This window comes from uncultured Pseudoteredinibacter sp. (genome assembly GCF_947502065.1).
GTDB lineage: Bacteria > Pseudomonadota > Gammaproteobacteria > Pseudomonadales > Cellvibrionaceae > Pseudoteredinibacter.
Map to the genome: position 1 here is coordinate 409,297 of NZ_CANMYE010000001.1, position 17,328 is coordinate 426,624.

General features: G+C 44.1%; 16 protein-coding genes. 4 read left to right on the forward strand and 12 right to left on the reverse strand.

Features of this window, described 5'->3' with window-relative positions:
- Nucleotides 1-19 precede the first annotated feature (19 nt).
- The 6 genes from Q1A41_RS01770 to Q1A41_RS01795 all read right to left on the reverse strand — a co-directional run bounded on the left by Q1A41_RS01770 (nt 20) and on the right by Q1A41_RS01795 (nt 4,661).
- Nucleotides 20-586, reverse strand: coding sequence for a hypothetical protein (locus Q1A41_RS01770; RefSeq protein ID WP_299973844.1), 567 nt, complete (start codon nt 584-586; stop codon nt 20-22).
- 118 nt (nt 587-704) lie between these two features.
- Entirely contained in the window at nt 705-1,139 is a 435-nt protein-coding gene (locus Q1A41_RS01775; RefSeq protein ID WP_299973846.1) for a hypothetical protein, read from the reverse strand.
- Nucleotides 1,140-1,204: 65 nt separating this feature from the next.
- On the reverse strand, nt 1,205-1,750 hold the full coding sequence (locus Q1A41_RS01780; protein ID WP_299973849.1) for a hypothetical protein: 546 nt from the start codon (nt 1,748-1,750) through the stop codon (nt 1,205-1,207).
- Between the two features lie 2 nt (nt 1,751-1,752).
- Nucleotides 1,753-2,241, reverse strand: coding sequence for a DUF4303 domain-containing protein (locus Q1A41_RS01785; protein ID WP_299973852.1), 489 nt, complete (start codon nt 2,239-2,241; stop codon nt 1,753-1,755).
- A 72-nt stretch (nt 2,242-2,313) separates the two neighbouring features.
- A complete protein-coding gene (locus tag Q1A41_RS01790; protein WP_299973855.1) occupies nt 2,314-4,101 on the reverse strand; it encodes an ATP-binding protein in 1,788 nt (595 codons plus the stop codon).
- A 98-nt stretch (nt 4,102-4,199) separates the two neighbouring features.
- Nucleotides 4,200-4,661, reverse strand: a complete 462-nt coding sequence (locus tag Q1A41_RS01795) for a hypothetical protein (RefSeq protein WP_299973858.1) — start codon at nt 4,659-4,661, stop codon at nt 4,200-4,202.
- A 358-nt stretch (nt 4,662-5,019) separates the two neighbouring features.
- Here Q1A41_RS01795 and Q1A41_RS01800 point away from each other — a divergent pair, with 358 nt between their 5' ends.
- The 4 genes from Q1A41_RS01800 to Q1A41_RS01815 all read left to right on the forward strand — a co-directional run bounded on the left by Q1A41_RS01800 (nt 5,020) and on the right by Q1A41_RS01815 (nt 10,583).
- Entirely contained in the window at nt 5,020-6,921 is a 1,902-nt protein-coding gene (locus tag Q1A41_RS01800) for a sodium:proton antiporter (RefSeq protein WP_299973860.1), read from the forward strand.
- A gap of 353 nt (nt 6,922-7,274) precedes the next feature.
- Nucleotides 7,275-7,925, forward strand: coding sequence for a hypothetical protein (locus tag Q1A41_RS01805; RefSeq protein WP_299973863.1), 651 nt, complete (start codon nt 7,275-7,277; stop codon nt 7,923-7,925).
- A 152-nt stretch (nt 7,926-8,077) separates the two neighbouring features.
- The gene (locus tag Q1A41_RS01810; protein ID WP_299973866.1) at nt 8,078-9,250 is read left to right on the forward strand and encodes a saccharopine dehydrogenase NADP-binding domain-containing protein; all 1,173 of its coding nucleotides are present in this window, start codon (nt 8,078-8,080) and stop codon (nt 9,248-9,250) included.
- 148 nt (nt 9,251-9,398) lie between these two features.
- Nucleotides 9,399-10,583, forward strand: a complete 1,185-nt coding sequence (locus tag Q1A41_RS01815; RefSeq protein WP_299973869.1) for a Xaa-Pro peptidase family protein — start codon at nt 9,399-9,401, stop codon at nt 10,581-10,583.
- A gap of 460 nt (nt 10,584-11,043) precedes the next feature.
- Here the strand turns inward: Q1A41_RS01815 and Q1A41_RS01820 are convergent, their stop codons facing one another.
- The 6 genes from Q1A41_RS01820 to Q1A41_RS01845 form a co-directional block, all read right to left on the reverse strand.
- Nucleotides 11,044-12,042, reverse strand: coding sequence for an AraC family transcriptional regulator (locus tag Q1A41_RS01820; RefSeq protein ID WP_299973872.1), 999 nt, complete (start codon nt 12,040-12,042; stop codon nt 11,044-11,046).
- A gap of 86 nt (nt 12,043-12,128) precedes the next feature.
- Nucleotides 12,129-12,875 (reverse strand): alpha/beta hydrolase, encoded by a 747-nt coding sequence (locus Q1A41_RS01825; protein WP_299973878.1) that lies wholly within the window; start codon nt 12,873-12,875, stop codon nt 12,129-12,131.
- 40 nt (nt 12,876-12,915) lie between these two features.
- Nucleotides 12,916-13,254, reverse strand: a complete 339-nt coding sequence (locus Q1A41_RS01830) for a zinc ribbon domain-containing protein YjdM (RefSeq protein ID WP_299973881.1) — start codon at nt 13,252-13,254, stop codon at nt 12,916-12,918.
- 79 nt (nt 13,255-13,333) lie between these two features.
- Nucleotides 13,334-14,407, reverse strand: a complete 1,074-nt coding sequence (locus Q1A41_RS01835; RefSeq protein ID WP_299973883.1) for an alpha/beta hydrolase — start codon at nt 14,405-14,407, stop codon at nt 13,334-13,336.
- A 55-nt stretch (nt 14,408-14,462) separates the two neighbouring features.
- Complete coding sequence (locus Q1A41_RS01840; protein ID WP_299973885.1) at nt 14,463-15,122, reverse strand: DUF4253 domain-containing protein; 660 nt, start codon at nt 15,120-15,122, stop codon at nt 14,463-14,465.
- 430 nt (nt 15,123-15,552) lie between these two features.
- Nucleotides 15,553-17,268: an amidohydrolase gene (locus tag Q1A41_RS01845; protein WP_299973888.1), complete on the reverse strand. Its 1,716-nt coding sequence runs from the start codon at nt 17,266-17,268 to the stop codon at nt 15,553-15,555.
- Nucleotides 17,269-17,328 lie beyond the last annotated feature (60 nt).

The following is a 17,328-nucleotide window of genomic DNA, read 5'->3' on the forward strand; positions in this document are numbered from 1 at the left end:
CCAGCCCTTTTTGGGGCGACTACTGCTTTTTGTTAAGTCCATCGTCACAATGATTAGCTTTAATATAGTCTCGCTTAAAAAAGCTCCAATTGCTTTTACATGAGTCAATGTAAATATAACCGTGTGAATTTCCTAAATGTCTACCATGACCTGGTAGCCCTATAAAATCAGATGGGCCGACTTTGTACCAACTTTTTAGGTTAAGCCTAACGTCTTTGGCTTCTTGGTTATATTTTTCAATTGCAGTATTTCTGATGTAAGACTCGCCTAAGTACTTAGATATTGGGAAATAGATAGATACGAATAGTATTGAGGAAATTAATACGGTAAATCGTAATTTAACATTGGCCTTGTTTTTAATACTGATTGCCAAACTAACTGAAAGTAATGTTGATAGCAGTAAGGCCGGATAAAGAATATCTATGAATTTAGCTGTTATATAAAAGGGAAATAATATTAGTGAGATAATTGGTGCTATTAATATCCATAAGATAAAAAGTGCTCTAGGGAATATAATAGCGATGACAATCATGCATGCCAAGGTAATGCCTATAATAATTAATATTTTACGAATCTTGGGCTTCATGCTCATTCTAAGGGTTCGAGTTTCAGCACACCGGCAGCCACAGCGCAGCAGAGTGAAGCAATGGCTGTCCAGTACGGTGGCTTTTTGCCGTTCGTTGGTGCTTTACCTTGTAATGCACTTACTTACTAAGTTTCCTTAATTGGGAAAATTCACTTACTGAAAGTTGAGTAATGGATTTACTCGGCCCATATCCATTAATCTCCCAGTATTTCCGATGATCATCTGGCCTCAAAGCATAGATTACATAAGCTTTGCCTTGCTCGAAGTGCTTTTGGCACAAGCAACACCCAGCGACCCATCCGGTGCTGAAGTCATCTTCTAGCCCCTTAAATGATTCAAGGACTTTAAAATGGGTGTCTACTTCCCCAGAGTCATTGTCTTTGGAGATATTTTGTACATATACGATCGCAACCAGATCGGCTTCATCAAATGAATTAGATATTGTTTCTTTCAGCGGCTTTTTGTCCGAGCTAATAACAGGCTCACATGCATTCGCAAGCGGGCCGAGAAGCAAAACCAAAGTTAAAATTGTCAGTTTTATCATGTTATGCATAACGCTCCGCTAAATGGTGCATGCGATTAACATGTGTTCTGGCCTGAACGTCTTGTTGGTTGTGGCTATATTACGCATAGCTCTTTGGCCTTTTCATAGCTTAAACTACTAATAGCGAGTTCTTTATAGACTTCCTCGCCCTCGCGTTCCTCAAAAATGCCGATCACAAAGTCATTACATTTAGGCCAACCTCTAAAAGGAGAATCTTGGTTATGAATTTCTGAATTTAGTTTATAACAAAGCTCGGAATAGAATTTCCACTGATATTCTATTAGTTTTCCCCATTCCTCATCAGACTTTCCCTCCATGAGTTTTGATAGCTTTTCATAAACAGGGGTTAGAGCATCATAAACGGAATCATCAACATCTACCTCCCACTCTGAAGGGGCCCACCTATCATATTTTTCATTATAAGATGCGTTGTAGGCAAAGCATGGAGGGCTAATCACTGTGTAATCACAATAGAAAAGCCAGAAACCACATGCGTAGATCTCTGCTTTAATTTCTAACGACTCTAAAACACCTACAAAGGTGTCTTCGATTTCAGCGAATATGTTCGCTATAATTTGATCCATGAAATCTCTATGCAGCAACTTATTAGCTGCGGCCATGTTTAAGAAAACTCTTTTGCGTATGCCTCATATACACTAGAGCTATTCAGCAGCTTAGCCGACTTCTTCATGATTGGATCATCAGAATCAGCTATGCAAATAGCAATGAACCTGCCAGAATCTTTAGGCTCAAATAAATTACTTTTATCTAGTTCGGACAGAGTGCATAGGCATGCCTCCAGAACTTCTTGACGCCTTTCTATCCACTCAGGGTGATCACAGTCCATTATTTTCGCTAGCCGGCTGTTTACACCATCAAAGATACCAAAATCTTCAAAGTTCGACCACCCTACTGCACTGTACTTGTAGTAGGGATACATCTCATCTGATTCTGGAACTGTAATATCTGATTCCCGATTGCAGACAGGTCCTATGCTACAAAGACTGCCATCGGTATAAAGAGTGTAACCGTATAGATCATCATATAATTCGCGAACCCTCGCATAATGGTTCGCGATGGCTTTTTTTAGCTCTTGTTTAAATCTATCCATATGTCTCAATATCCCGGACCGCTAACGCTGCGCCTTGCGCAAAGCTTGTCCGATAGCAGAGCCTTGTTAGCCCTAGCTACATCTTTGCAGTATTTCATTAAACCAAACAAAAAGTTCACCATCTGGATCTCTCTCGTCAAGTCTCTCTTTAGTCATTTTTTTGGCTGCAATTCGATTCAATCTTCTCTTTGCAGTCCTATCATTGACTCCCATTTCAGCGCCTACTAGCGATGGCACATCACAGTCGTCTGTAAAATTAACCTGAATATCAAGAGCTTCTTTAATTGCATCTGAGTGTAGATAGTTTTCAGCTTCTCGCTTGGATGTAATGAATGCTATGGAGTCATCGTCTCTAGCATTTACCGCATCACATGTTCCTTGATATTTAGGAGGGTTCTGTTCATCCCGATCGTAAATATGTACTTCTGGCTTGCCAATATTTTTAAGATAGTGACCATTAACCCAATCTCTAAGGGTGTCTCCTCCCAGTGGAAGTAACACTATTCTTGGATCATTTTCGAAATCAGGCACTATATGACCTTCATCGAGTAAGAGAGCAGATAGGTTTTTAAAGAATGCAATATCATTTGGTCCTTCAACGCAAACGATCACCTGCGCCCTACTATCAGGGAGTACGCCTAAATCTCTAGCGATAAGTTTATATACATTTTCTTGGTTAGAGTTAACTGCAATTTCACCTTCCTGATTTTTGAAGATATGCCTTATGCTTTCGATAGGAAGCTGCTCAGCAAGAGCAGGAACATGAGTAGTAATGACTATTTGGCAGCCATCTTTATCAGCCATCTCAGAAAATGCTTCGACGAGTAACTTTTGCTTGTCTGGGTGTTGTGATGTTTCAGGCTCTTCGATTGCGTAGATAACACCTCGATCCTGATATTCTCGTTTGATGCGCTCTGCTTCTGCTTTAAAAAAGCTGATCAAGATCAATCGCCTTACTCCACTTCCTCGCTTGTTTATAGGGATTTCATCGTCCCCGGATAATGAGAGTTTAAAAATACCTTCCCATTTGGGGTCTGCCTTGAAATCTGGAGTAAGCGACATAGCAAGCTCGGGATCTAAATCAGCCAAATGAGTTAGGGTGCTGTTTGCGACGGTAAGAGCTCTTCCCTTTACCTGGTTTTTAATATCTTCTAGCTGTGGAGATATATCCTCAATTGCCTGAGAAATAGCCACTTTCATTGGGTCTTGAACTTCTGCTTCTTCATCAGTACTCGGCCTGTCTGCTCTAAACAATGCAAAATGAGGCAAATGATTTTGTATTTGTTCTAGAATCGCTTTTCCATCTTCCTTTGACAGGGCTACAGATTGACCCTTAAGTTTAAGATCGTCAACTGCCCCGTAGATAGCTTCTCGCAGGCTTACATTTGATCGATTATCATCTGCCTCTATTTCAAGCGATTGTGCAATTGATTTCAACTCTTCGTTCTTTTTTAGAAGAATTCCCTTAGCACTTCTGGCGCTAGGGTGAATGCAATTAGCTACATATGCTCCTGCACCTTTTCCTTTTTTAAACACTCTCGATAGTGAAAGCGTACCTTCTTCAGTTAGCAGGTATTCTCGCTCAAGACTGGTTCTAGATGTAGCATCTAGGACTATTTCTTCAGGTAGCCCGTCAAACTCGCACGTAATGATCACATCGTCATTTTCACCAGCATATACACATTTATCCCCTGCTTCATACTTGCATAGCTTATGCCCAAAAAATATTCCAAGCGCGTCGAGTATCGTTGTTTTTCCAACATCATTTCTGCCAATAAGACCGGTCATGTTATCGAAAGGGATTTCCGTTTCTTCTTGATATGCTCGAAAGTTTTGAATTTTAAGTTTCTTGAGCTTCATACATCTTCCTTGATACTTGGGGTTTAGTTCTTGAAAGGGGTTAACGCCGCAGGCAGGAGCCGGAGCACGCGGTGCGGAGGTACCCCTGGCAGGCATTGTTAGGACTTCGATTCATGAGGCTGTTCAATGCCTAGCGTATATTTAACAGCCCTTATCATTTGGTTGATAATTCCAACCATTAAATCTGAGCTAAATCCCGCAAGAAATGGGAGCCATAATTTTTGACTTCCAGGCGCATCCTCTATTAAAACGAATGTAATCCAGCCTGCTATAGGACCAACAATTAGCCGAACAAAGTTTCGCGGGTCGTGCACAGAAATTCGTTGCTCCGTGATCACACCCAGCGTGTTGTATAGAAGGTATAAACAGGCACCAAGCAACCCCATCAAGATTGCATAGAGAACTTTATAGAACGAGAGTTCTTTTCCAATGATTTCTGGTGTAATACTCACGACGTAAATAAAGGAAAATAGCGCTATAACTGAAATAACGGCCGGCATAACCAGAGATCTCCTCTCAGCAATTCCGAGCCGTCTTATATATCCATCATCGTGATTCATTTATCTCTCCTTGTTTGAATTTGATTGAGTTCTAACAGCTTATTCAACAGACCGGTATAAATAAAACCAAAAAGCGGACGCGTCTTAATAATTCGGGGATATCGGAAATAATAGGATGGTGTCCATTTTAATACCTAGCTGCATTCCTTTGTCTAAAGCCCTAATTTATTGTTTTCTCAGCACTTTTACAAGCATTTGTAAAATCATGCCAAACCCAGGAGGCTTGGCGCTTAAAACTTCAATTATTGGGTCTCCTTTTGCTTGTTATCTATATATTAAAAGCCATTCCTCTGTGTGCCCTAGGGCTTACTATGGCTTATGCTGTTATGCTTGCAGAAAAACACCATAAGGATACCCGATGCCTCATTTGGAACTCACTCTTGCATTAGTACTCGTTGTCGCCATGCTTTGCCAGTGGTTGGCTTGGCGGGTAAAGCTGCCCGCTATCTTGTTTCTATTATTGAGTGGTTTGATTGCAGGACCGGTGAGCGGCTGGATCAATCCAGATGCAATGCTGGGCGATTTATTAATGCCCATGGTTTCCATGTCCGTCGCAATTATTCTTTTTGAAGGCAGCTTAACCTTAAATTTAAAAGAGATTCAGGGCGTCGATAGGGTGGTTCGGCGCATGATCACGGTTGGGGCGCTGGTTACCTGGGTTGTGGTGGCGGTTGCTACTCATCTGATTTTTGAATTCAGTTGGCAAGTCAGTGCTTTGTTTGGGGCCATCGTTATTGTGACTGGCCCAACCGTTATTGTGCCAATGCTTCGGGCGGTAAGGCCGACAGCAAAGATTGCCAATATTTTACGCTGGGAAGGTATAGCCATTGATCCGGTTGGTGCCTTGATGGCGGTTATTACTTTTGAGTTTATTCTTGCCAGTGTTAACAATCTTCCTGCTAGCCATGTTTTATTGTTGTTTTTAGAGGCCGTAGCCGCTGGTACTGCAATTGGTATTGCCGCCGGCATAGTATTGGGCCTACTCCTCAGCAAAAACCTTATCCCCGAATACCTGCAGAACATTGCCACCTTAAGCTTGGTGTTAATCGCTTTTAGCGGCTCCAATGCTGTTGTTCATGAATCGGGTTTAATTGCAGTTACTGTAATGGGCATGTGGCTGGCCAATAAATCGGATTTGGATATTCACCCCATCTTGAACTTTAAAGAGCATTTGAGCCTGCTGCTGATCTCTATGCTGTTTATTCTTTTGGCGGCACGTATCGATTTGCAGCAGCTGGCGGACATTTTTTGGCCAGCATTGATGCTGTTACTGGTTTTGCAGTTTGTTGCCCGCCCATTAAAAATTTTGGTCAGTACCTGGGGCTTGGATGTCAGCTGGCCAGAGCGTGGCCTATTAGCCTGGATTGCACCACGAGGTATTGTGGCGGCGGCTATTTCCGCTATTTTTGCCGATCGCTTACTGGCCGCTGGTTTTCAAGAGGCCGCCTTATTAGTGCCGATGACCTTCTTTATGATAATCGGTACGGTGGTATTGCAAAGCAGCACCTCACGTTTATTGGCCCGCTGGCTGGGGGTTGCCGAGCCAAGTGCACGTGGCTTCCTTATGGTGGGGGCAAATGCTTTCTCTCGCGCCTTGGCGAAAGAGTTTCAGCGCCATGATATTCCTTGCTTGCTGGTAGATTCCAACTGGAACGATATTCGCCAAGCTAGAATGGAGGGCCTGGAAACCTTCTATGGCAACCCCGTTTCCGATCACGCCGAAACCTATTTAGATTTAAGTGGTATTGGGAATCTATTGGCTATCTCAAGGCAGGCTCATCTTAATGCGATATCAGCCGTGCATTTTAGAGCAGATTTTGGCAGCGAGAGAATCTACAGCTTGATGTCTGTAAGGGATATGAACAGCTTTGAGAAACATCAATTTGCCGATAGCTATCAAGGCCATAAATTGTTTGGCGAAGAAATCAGCTATTACGATCTCGCTAACAAAATGAATAAAGGCGCCGAGATCAAAAGCACCAATATCACCGAAGAATACAGCTGGGAAATGTATCAAGCGGACTACCAAGATAAGCGAACCCCTTTGTTTATGCTGGATAGCAAGGGCAAGGCTAAACCGTTTTTGGTGGCTGACGAGCTAAAGCCTGATGCCGGCACCACGATCTTAGCCTTGGCCGAAGCCGATGCCCAAGAGGCCGTTAAAAAGCAAGAAAAGCAGTTAGAGAAAAAGAAGAAAAAACAAAGCAAAAAACCAGTTGCTGAAGAACAGGCCAGCCTTCCTGGCTTTGACCAGATCTGATCAATCTTTTAGCAGGGTTGCCCTATCGTTACTGGGGCTGCCTTGCTACCTTCCGATTACTGTCTAAGTTTCCTTCTATACCCTCTATATCCTTTATATCTTCTATACCCACTATTCGCTGACATGAGTCAAAAGCGGCGTACTTTTTGGCAGCTATAATGGGCAAACTCCAAAATTAACAAGTGAATGTCATATTTTGTAAACCTGAATTCTTTATAAAGACAGTAAAATAATAAGTGGCCAATAAGCTACTTGGGCTTGTTTTAAACTAAGCAATTCACTCTATTAATTTATCCATTGAAGGATGCAATAACATGTATTATTTCTGGCAGCGATTCAGAAAAGTTCTTGTATTGAAATCAACAGTAATCACGCTTTTCTTCTCGGCATTTAGTCTTGCTGATGGTAACCCCAATACCGTTTCCTCAGATCTCTTTGACCTAAGCCAAGGAACGGTTGTCGTTAATTCCGATGCCTTTGCAACACCGGAGAGTACTTTCAGCCCTACTGGGCCTTTTGAAGGTGGTCATACTCTGATGAGGACAGGCAACCCTGGAGACAGCAGCTTTATTGAATTTAGAACCTCAGGGCGAGTTTCCATTGAGGGTTTCCGTTTGTTTGCGGGCAGCGATTCCGGTGCTGGAACTCGCCGAGCCATGTCGAATTTTCGCTTGTTAGCGGATCTCGATAACAATGGATCGTATGAAACCGTTGTATACGATGAGCCCATTTCAGCTACTTACTCTTTACAGCCAGGCAACGCGGCCACTCTTGCAGAGCAGTTGGATTTAACGGTCATGCTTCCTGCTGTTGTGAGTAGTCAAAATTGGCGCCTAGAAACTATTCAGGCTTCAGCTGGTGCATTTTCAGAAGTCCGTCTAATTGAGCTAGATGCCATTGCGGCTTCCTCTATCTCAAGACCAGTGCCCGTATTGCCGATGCCTTTGTTGTTTGTATTGGCCTTATCACTATTTGGTTTTGTGGCTAGAAAGCTCAAAGTCTAGCTAACAGCCCACGATATAGGCGTCGAATGTCCAATCGGGCAGACGACGCCATCTCTGTCACTTACCACCATTACCAAAGCTGCTAGATTCCCCTAATATCCCTTTAAGCGATTTTGCGATCGCAATCATTATCGGCAAAGAGAGAGAATAAAATGGCTGAGAACAGAGAATTTGGCATAGTAGTTTATGGCGCCACAGGCTATACCGGGCGATTAGTGTGTGAATACCTAAACCAGCAATATGGTGTAGCAGGGGAGGTCAACTGGGCAATGGCTGGCCGCAGTGAGGATAAGCTTATTGCTGTGCGCGATGAGATGGGGATTCCCGATAATGTCCCCATGCTGGTAGCCGATGCTAGTGACCCCCAAAGCATCAAGGATATGGCGGCTCGCACCCAGGTGGTATTGACTACTGTTGGCCCGTATCAGCTTTACGGTAACGATCTAGTACAAGCTTGTGCCGAAGCCGGCACAGACTATGTGGATTTATGTGGCGAGCCTGGCTGGATGCACGAAATGATCGCCGCCCACCAAGAAACCGCCAAAGCCAGTGGTGCCCGTATCGTGTTCTCCTGCGGCTTTGATTCAGTGCCTTTTGATTTGGGCGTGCACTTTCTTCAACAGGCTGCCCAAGATAAGCTTTCGGCGCCATTGCCACGCGTTAAGGGCCGTGTAAGGGCGATGAATGGCACATTTTCTGGCGGTACTTTAGCGAGCTTCAAAGCCACCATGGCGGCAGCCGCTAAAGATCCAGAGTTGGTGAATGTATTAATGAATCCGTTCTCCTTAACCGGCAGCTTTAACGGCCCAGAGCAGCCCCATGGCATGGCGCCCATCTATGAAGATGATCTACAAAGCTGGTCGGCTCCCTTTGTAATGGCCACCATTAATACCAAGAACATTCACCGTTCCAATTTCTTAATGGGGCATCAATATGGTGAAGATTTCACCTACGACGAAATGATGCTAACCGGCCCTGGTGATAATGGCGAGGCAATGGCCAAGGCTATTGCCGAAGATAAATCTATGGCGAACGACCCTAAAAAGCCGGGTGAAGGCCCAAGCAAAGAAGAGCGTGAAAACGGCTTTTACGACGTTTTGTTTGTAGGCAGCAATGGTGCTGGCGATCAGTTAATGGCGAGCGTTAAAGGTGACAAAGACCCAGGCTATGGTTCAACCTGTAAGATGATTTCTGAAAGCGCCGTATGTTTGCTGAAAAACCCAGAAGCGGCCAGTGGCGGCATTTGGACACCGGCAGCCGCAATGGGCAGTTTGCTGATTGATCGTCTGCAGGCAAACGCGGGTTTAACTTTTACGATGGAGTAAGCCCAGACTTAACCAGACCTAAGAAGTACTAACTAGCAATACTAGGTAGCAATGCCTTAATTTAAACTCTGCGGCACAAAAATTTGTTTGAGCTGCAGAGTTTAGCGTTTTCACAAGGCTTATCCTTGATTAAAAAGAGGATAAGCCTATGAGCCCTAACAGTAACGACTCCACTCCCAATCAAGCCCATAGTCAGCATCCGCCGACGGACGAAGTACAAAATCGAATTGATAAGCTGCAAGCCGAGCTCCTGTGCCATGGCTTCGATTTTTATCTCTGTCACGATCCAGACAATATCTTTTATCTAACGAACTTCGCAAATTTTATACATGAGCGGCCCTTTATCTTAATAATTCCTGCGAGCGGCCGGCCAATCTTTGTGATGCCCAAGCTGGAAAGAGAGCATGTAAAATCGCGCTCAGTTATTGAATTGGATTTTGCAGAATATCTGGAGTTTCCAGCTCCGGTAGGTCACAACTGGTTTGATCGTATAGCCGATTATATTGATGATCACCATCGAGTCGCCGTAGAGAGCCTTTGCCCTTTAGAAGTTTATCGCAGTATTCCCGGTCAAGCTGTGCAAAGCGATATGGTGGATCAGCTTCGTCAAATTAAATCAGCATTCGAGATTCAGCGTATTCAATATTGCTGCGATCTATTGACCGAGGGGCATAAAACTCTATTGGAAATGGCCGCGCCAGGTCAGCTGCCAGTGCTTATTCATAAAGAAGTCTCTTCCCAGCTTATGCAAAAATTATTGCTGGAGAACCCGACGAGTAATTTGATAAACAGTAAATTCAATGCCGTTACTCAGCCTGGTGTGCTTTCGGACGACCCTCATAATTTTAGTGAGATCTTTGCTACCTTGGCCGAAGGTGGGCCCAATGTGACTATTGTTCAGGGAAGTGCCAATGGTTATGGGGCTGAGCTAGAGAGAACTTTCTTTTTAGGGCAAGTACCAGAGGCTGCTAAAAAACCTTTTGCAGCAATGCTGGAAGCCAGAGAGCTGGCCTATGAGTTATTAAGGCCAGGGCAGTGTATGTCTGAGTTGGATGACAAAGTAAATCAGCGCTTACGAGATTTAGGTTATGGTGATTATCTATTGCACAGAACTGGGCACAGTTTTGGTGTAACTGATCATGAAGCACCGTTTTTAGCAGAGGGCTACCAACATAAGATAGAAGCCAATATGATTTTCAGTATTGAACCCGGTATCTATATACCAGGCTTGGGCGGGTTTCGATTCTCCGATACGGTATTGGTCACTGAATCTTCTTATCAAAAAATGACCAAAGCACCGGAAACACTAGAGAATCTTTGCATTGCCATTTAAGCGGTTTTTATTTTGGGAAAAGCTATTGTTGCTATGGTGGTTTAGCGCAACGGCTTACAACTTGCTGAGCATACTAAGGGTATATTGGGGGTTGCCGGCGCTTAGCCCTTCTCAGCCTTTAATAGGCTTGCTATTTGTGTCGTTGATGCCGGTATTACTATTGCTTGGGCGCTGTAAACCTATGCCATTTATTTGGCTTTTCCCAGTTTACTGCTTGTTCTTAGGCTACTCAGGCGTAATAAAACACCTATTAGAATTTTCACTTAACGGGCTTGAAGGGTATGCATCTAGCGCTGCTTTTATAATGGCGATTAGCCTTAATTCCTTTGCTTTGTTGTGCAGCTACTTTTTATGGAGAAAGCTGATTAAAGGGGGCTATCCTAAGAAAAGCTAAATCCGTTTTATTTCTTTTCTTGTTGAAGTTGCTCTTGTTAAATTCGTTCTGGTTAAAGTCTTGTGCTTAATTTCTATCTTGCCTAGGCGTGCAAGAAAAGTATCGCTTATAGGCCCGCCCAAATGCGGATTGATCCTTATAGCCAACGGCTAGGCTGATATCAACAATACTGTTTGGGCTGTTTTTTATTAAGTTTCTTGCAGCTAGCATTCTTTGTTGTAATACATACTCAGAAAAGCTCATGCCGCAGCTTTCTTTAAAGCTATTCAGTAAATTACTTCGGCTTAGGCCAACCTGCGCGGCCAGTTCATCAATACTACTGGGTGCAGCAAGATTGCAGTTTATATGGTTGATAATTGCGGCAATAGCACGGCTTTTGTGTTGGCTAAGGCGCATACTGTGATCTATGCCAGATTCAAGTGCATAAAAGCTCTTAAAACTGTAGCAAAGCAACTCGGTTAGCTTTGCTTCTAGATAGAGTTTGGCGCTATGGCCTTCGAAAGGGTGCTGAACTGTAGCATCCAATATTTCGCTAATCTCCCTTTCTAGGCTCATGCTGAATACTCTAGCGCTTCGAGCACTTAGTAACTCCTGAAGGATTGGGGGTAACTTATCGAGCTCGGGCTTTAAATATTCAGTAAGCTTTTGGGGATCAAGCCATAGGCCCAACCCTTTGATGACTTCCCCTTTACGATGAATACGAGTTTGAGTTCCTTGTTTTAAGTAGCTGGCCGCGTAGAGTTTAGGTGCCCCATCATGGTGTAGTGTTTGCCGGTTAAGCTCCATATCGCTGCCGCCAGATAGCAAATACTCGAAGCTCAATAAGTTGGCGATTTGATTGCGATTAATAAACGACTCTTTAATCGTAAGATTGCGGATGCCAACCAAACCAATATCACGATATTTCGCTATCCAGTACTCGCCATCGATCAAACTCGCAAATTCACTGTGCCCCATAAGGTGTACCGGGATCAGAGAATCATCTTCTGCCTTTGAAATATCAAAAAGCTCTTGGGCACTTATTGAGATGACCGTTGGCTTTGCGTTGTCGTTATCGATTGTCACTGCAGCTTTTCTACTTTAGCCTAATTGCTAAAGACTATACTGGGCTTATTGGCGGGCAACAAGAAGGTATTATTTTGCTTCCTTTCTTATTGCTGTTGGGTAGGGTGTTTTTCGAAATGGCCTTTATCTAGAAACTGAATGACTTGCTTGATAACTGATGAGTTTTTCATCATGAATGGGTGAGTTACTGGCATTTCGATATGGTCTTTCATACCTTCAAGCTTGGTATTTCTAACGGAAACCTTGCCATCATCGGCCTCAGGAATGAGGCTGGATAAAATTAGGTTAATACTCTTGTTTCCAGCAATAATACCCAGTTCGAAATTAGCCTTCCCAAGCTGCTTAGGAACGCTAAGAGCCCCAGTCCCAAGTTGTAAACCGGCATCACCATTTATAAAGTGAAACCCTGGTACGTTTCTGAGCTTATCGACAACTTCACTACCTTGGTTTGGTGGCCCCAACATAACGACTCGTTTTAGTTCGCTTATGACGATTCCCTGTAAATACTTGCGGACTAAAATTCCACCCATCGAATGGGTAACAAAGTTAACTTTATATGATTGAGGGCAGTGCTCTAAAGCTTCACTAATTGCCTTTTGACTAAGACTCTCGATAGCAGCCTGTCTTGAGGGGTAGCCCTGGTTTACAACGTGATAGCCTTCTTTACGTAAAGCTAAGCCCAGTTTCTCCATTGAGCTACTGCTGCGTGCAAGGCCATGCAGCAAGATAACGCATTCAGCCTTGCTGTTGACTGGCGAGTCGTTTGGTGAGGAAGCAAAAGCGCCTAACGAGGTGGTAAGAGCAAGAAGAAAGGGTGTTAGTCGTTTAATCATAAACTTCTTGCCATTTTTAAGTTAACCAGCTTCTATCGAGTTAGGCCTTTTTAACAAATTTAGACGTAATCATCATTTCGCCACCGCCAATGATCTTGCAATCCAGCTCATGGTCCTTGCCTTCAACAATACGGCGAATTAGGGCTTTGGTACCGATTTTTAATACCTGCGAGCTGCCTTTCACCTTTAAGTCTTTAATAAAGGTTACCTTATCGCCAGCTTGTAGCACGGCACCGTTGATATCTTTAATGGCGGCGGCTTCGGCCGCAGCAGCCTCTTCTTCGGGATTCCACTCATAGGCACACTCTGGGCAGATCATTTGGCTTTGATCCTGGTACACGTACTCAGAGCTGCATTTAGGGCAAGGTGGGCAAGACATAAGGTCACTTCTTCTACAGGCTAAAAGCGCAATGGTAATGCCTTTATGGATTAAAGGCGAGAAGCAATTGATTGCTGGTTTACGAGTTTGCTACTGGAAACTTTCGCTGTAACCAACTGATAATTAGCTTATTGAGCGCCTCGGGCTGCTCTTCTGGTACAAAATGCCCACAGCCTTTAAGTTCTACCTTTTCTAGATCCGCAATGTAGTCTTCCATGCCTACCTCTAAACCATCTTGATTGATTGGATCTTGATTGGGCCATATATAGAGATAGGGGACTTGCACCCCCCAATGCAGTTTACGCTCAGCAAATTCAGCAACACTTGCAGGAATGGCGCGGTACCAATTAATGGCGCCAGCAAAGCCCGTTTTACTGAATACCTTTGCGTAGTAATCAATAGCGGCTTGTGGAGCAAAATAACTGGGCGCTATCGGCTCATTTTTAATCATTTCGACCAGATTAAAGCTTCGCTCGGGAGCATCCTTGTTTAATTTAGCTAGATTGCTAGCGCTTAAGTAGCCTTTTTGAAAAATGCGCTGAAAAAGCGCCTTACTGTTAAGATCTAAAAAAGCTTCAGTGCTGGCTTTCTGAATATGTTGATTAAAAGCTTCCTTATCAAGTAAGTCATTAGCCGCAAGCTTTGGCCATTCAAGATTTGGTGGCCGTTGATTATTGTGGGCGCCAATACCAATAATACCAAGGCAACGCTCGGGGTAGAGTAGCGGCATAGTATCGGCAATAAAACCGCCCCAATCGTGGCCACAGAAAATGGCCTTTTCGATATTCAAGGCGTCCATCATGCCTACAAGATCATCACAGATGGTTGCGACGGTGTAGTCTTTAATAGATTTTGGAGCGCTACTTAAGCCGTAACCTCGCAGATCTGGCGCGATGGCTTGATAGCCTGCTTGTTCTATAGCCGAAAGCTGCTTACGCCAAGTAAAAGCCAGCTCTGGAAAACCATGGCAAAAAATAACTGGCAAGCCTTTACCAGATTGGTAAACGGCAAGGTCAATTCCATTGCTATAAACAAATTTCGGAGTGGGCATACCCGGTGCATTTAGATTTGAACGGCCCGAGCCCGCCCGACTTGTCATTGCAATGCTTGCTGAAAAGGCGGCTGTGGTTTTTATAAAATTTCGTCGTTTCATTATTATTTTTGCTTAATTTTATTTTATAAAATTGGTTTTTATCCAGCGATATCTCTTAATCCCACCAAAAATACCAGCAGTGATTATTCATCAATAAAGCCGCAAGATTGGCTACTGTTTCTACACCTTGATCCACGATATCCGCACAGTAGAGGTATTGCTCCAAGGCTAATGCCATTGCTTCTTCTTGCGTTGTTGGCGGGTTTTCAATATGAGCTTCGATAATATCATTGCTAACAGCGACAATATGAGCGCCATATTTTTCTTGCCAATACTTCCAAATGGCACAGTGAACTTCCGGCATAGGGCAGTCATTCCAACCACCATAGCCAAAAAACGCGGGAACCTTCCAGGCATTGTCGGTCTCGATAAGAGCACCGACTAAGCTTTGATGGGCCTGACCACTAAGCATATCGAAAGCCAAGCTAAAGCCCGGCTTCTCAAGAATCTCGCCAGGCCATTCACCAATGGCCTCATCTAAAAAGGCACTGTCTTCTTCACACAGTTCCTGCTTGCGAGCGTCCAACCAAGCCTGCACATCGACATTTTGCATACTGGCAATGATTTCATCTGGAGAACTATCATTCAACTCCATCGCCTCATCAATATATTGCTTGTCCTCTTCAGAACCGCAAACAATAAGACGTTTATCTGAATGAATAGACTCAACCGCCTGCGCAAAGGCAGTCTGGGTGTTTAAACTTAGAAATTCCACATGGACCTCGCTTTACTGGAATTCTTGAGATGTCAGATTATATTCCAATATCAGCGCTATAAATAGGTGAGTTCCTTTGATCGTTTGTAATCGAAATACTAGAGCTGAATATAAGTTTTGTTGGTATTTTAATCCGTTATCAGGGTATTCGCGGAGCGATACTGTTTGTGATTTTTGGGTTAAACATTTGTAGCTTGATTGAGCCGGGGGGTAAGAGTCTAGCTTAAGGTAGTGGTTTGGAGCGACTAGGCTCCTGGATGGAACGGGTGGCTGCATGGACGCAGCGTTGGAGCGGAAAACCACTGCCTTAAGCTAGACTCTGGTCGATGGTCCTAGGATTAACAAAGCCTGATGTCGTTTCCAATATCAGGCTTTGTTACTCCTTAGGAATCATGAGAGTTGTAACTTAATTTTCTGAATTAAATTTAAATCACTGCGTATTAGGGCTTCGCTTATACACCGTCTTACCACCCTTAATCGTCTCCAGCACTTCAATATCCTTCAACTGCTGAGGAGGAATCATCAAAGGATTACGATCAAGAATCACCAAATCAGCCAACTTACCCGCCTCAATACTCCCCTTAGAATCCTCTTCATAATGCTGATAAGCCGCATTAATCGTGATCGCCTTAAGAGCATCTTTAATATTCGCGCGTTGATCTTGCCCAAGAGTTTTGCCGCTGCGGGTTTCACGATTTGCCGCCGTCCACAACAACAACGGCATATCAGGTGGAACAATCGGCGTATCATTGTGAATGGTGTACTTAATGTCCTGGCGCTTAGCACTGATTAAAGGACTAATACGTTTCGCTCGATCCAAACCCAAAACCGAATCACGGTGCCAATCGCCCCAAAAATAAGTGTGGGCAACAAAGAAAGAAGGAATAATACCGAGCTCTTTCATACGTGATAACTGATCATCGCGTACAGTTTGAGCGTGGATCATCACAGTACGATCTAAATGGACACCTTTCTTTTTCAGTTTACTCATCACCTGAATAAGCTGCTCTGCCGCGGCATCACCATTGCAGTGGGCAAGAACCTGCCAGCCCTTATTGAAAAACTCAGTTAACTGCTTTTCTAATTGTTCATCTGTAAGAATCGGATAGCCCTGGTAATCTTCGCCTTGGCCATGTGGAGGGTGATGATAAGGCGCCGACAACCAAGCCGTTTTACCCTGCGGTGAACCATCTAACACCAGCTTTACCCCAGCATTACGAAAATGATTCTGATAAGGCTGCTTAGCGCCAGCCGATGGCGTGTATTTCGAAAAATCTGCCCAGGCTGTATACGGGTAGCTAATTACATCAAGGCTTAGTAATTGTTTTTGAGCTGCTTGCTGCAGCAGAGCCAAGCCAGCATTGGAGGTCGCGCCATCCTGTACCGTAGTGATTCCGTACTGCGCATAGTATTTATCAAGCTCTGGAATTCGAGCGAGCTGCTCTTCTAGCCCTTGTTCCGGAAATACCGAATGAATAGCATCCAAGGCCGTTTCTTCTAACACACCATTAGGTTGCTGGCTGCCAGCTTCACGTCTAAATACACCACCTTCCGGGTTTTTTGAATCGGCCGTAATGCCCGCGAGCTCCAAGCAACGACTATTGCAAACACCTAAGTGACCAGAAACATGACGGATAAATACCGGCTGTGTGGTACTGATTTTATCTAAATCTTGGCGGGTAGGGTGGCGTTTTTCGGCCAGCAAGGAATCGTCATAGCCCGCACCTAAAATCCAATGCTCACCGCCACCCTTACCGCTGCTCTGGTTTTGTTGCTGCATCTGCTCGATAAGCGCCGCTATATTTTTAACCGGGCCGACCGGAGGTGAGGCGACATTTTTGTAGGCCAAGAAATCAAGAGTCATGGTGTAGTGGCCGTGGGCATCAATAAACCCAGGCAATAAACTATGCCCCTGCAAATCTATCTTTTGGCAAGGTGTTTGGCAGTTAACTTCCAGCTCGGCCAACCTACCGGTTTGCTTTATTTTATTGCCCCTAACCAAGACCGCATCAAGAAAAGGCGCATCATCTACCATGCTGACTATTGGGCCACCATGGTAAATGGTATCGCTCTGTGCGCTATGGGCAATCAGGCCCGCGCCAAGAATGGCAATGAATGTGCTAATGGGTTTTGGATAAGGCGACATTGTTGGCCCCTTTTACTTGTCATTATTGTTAAGGTTTATAGCACTTAGAATAGGGGAGAC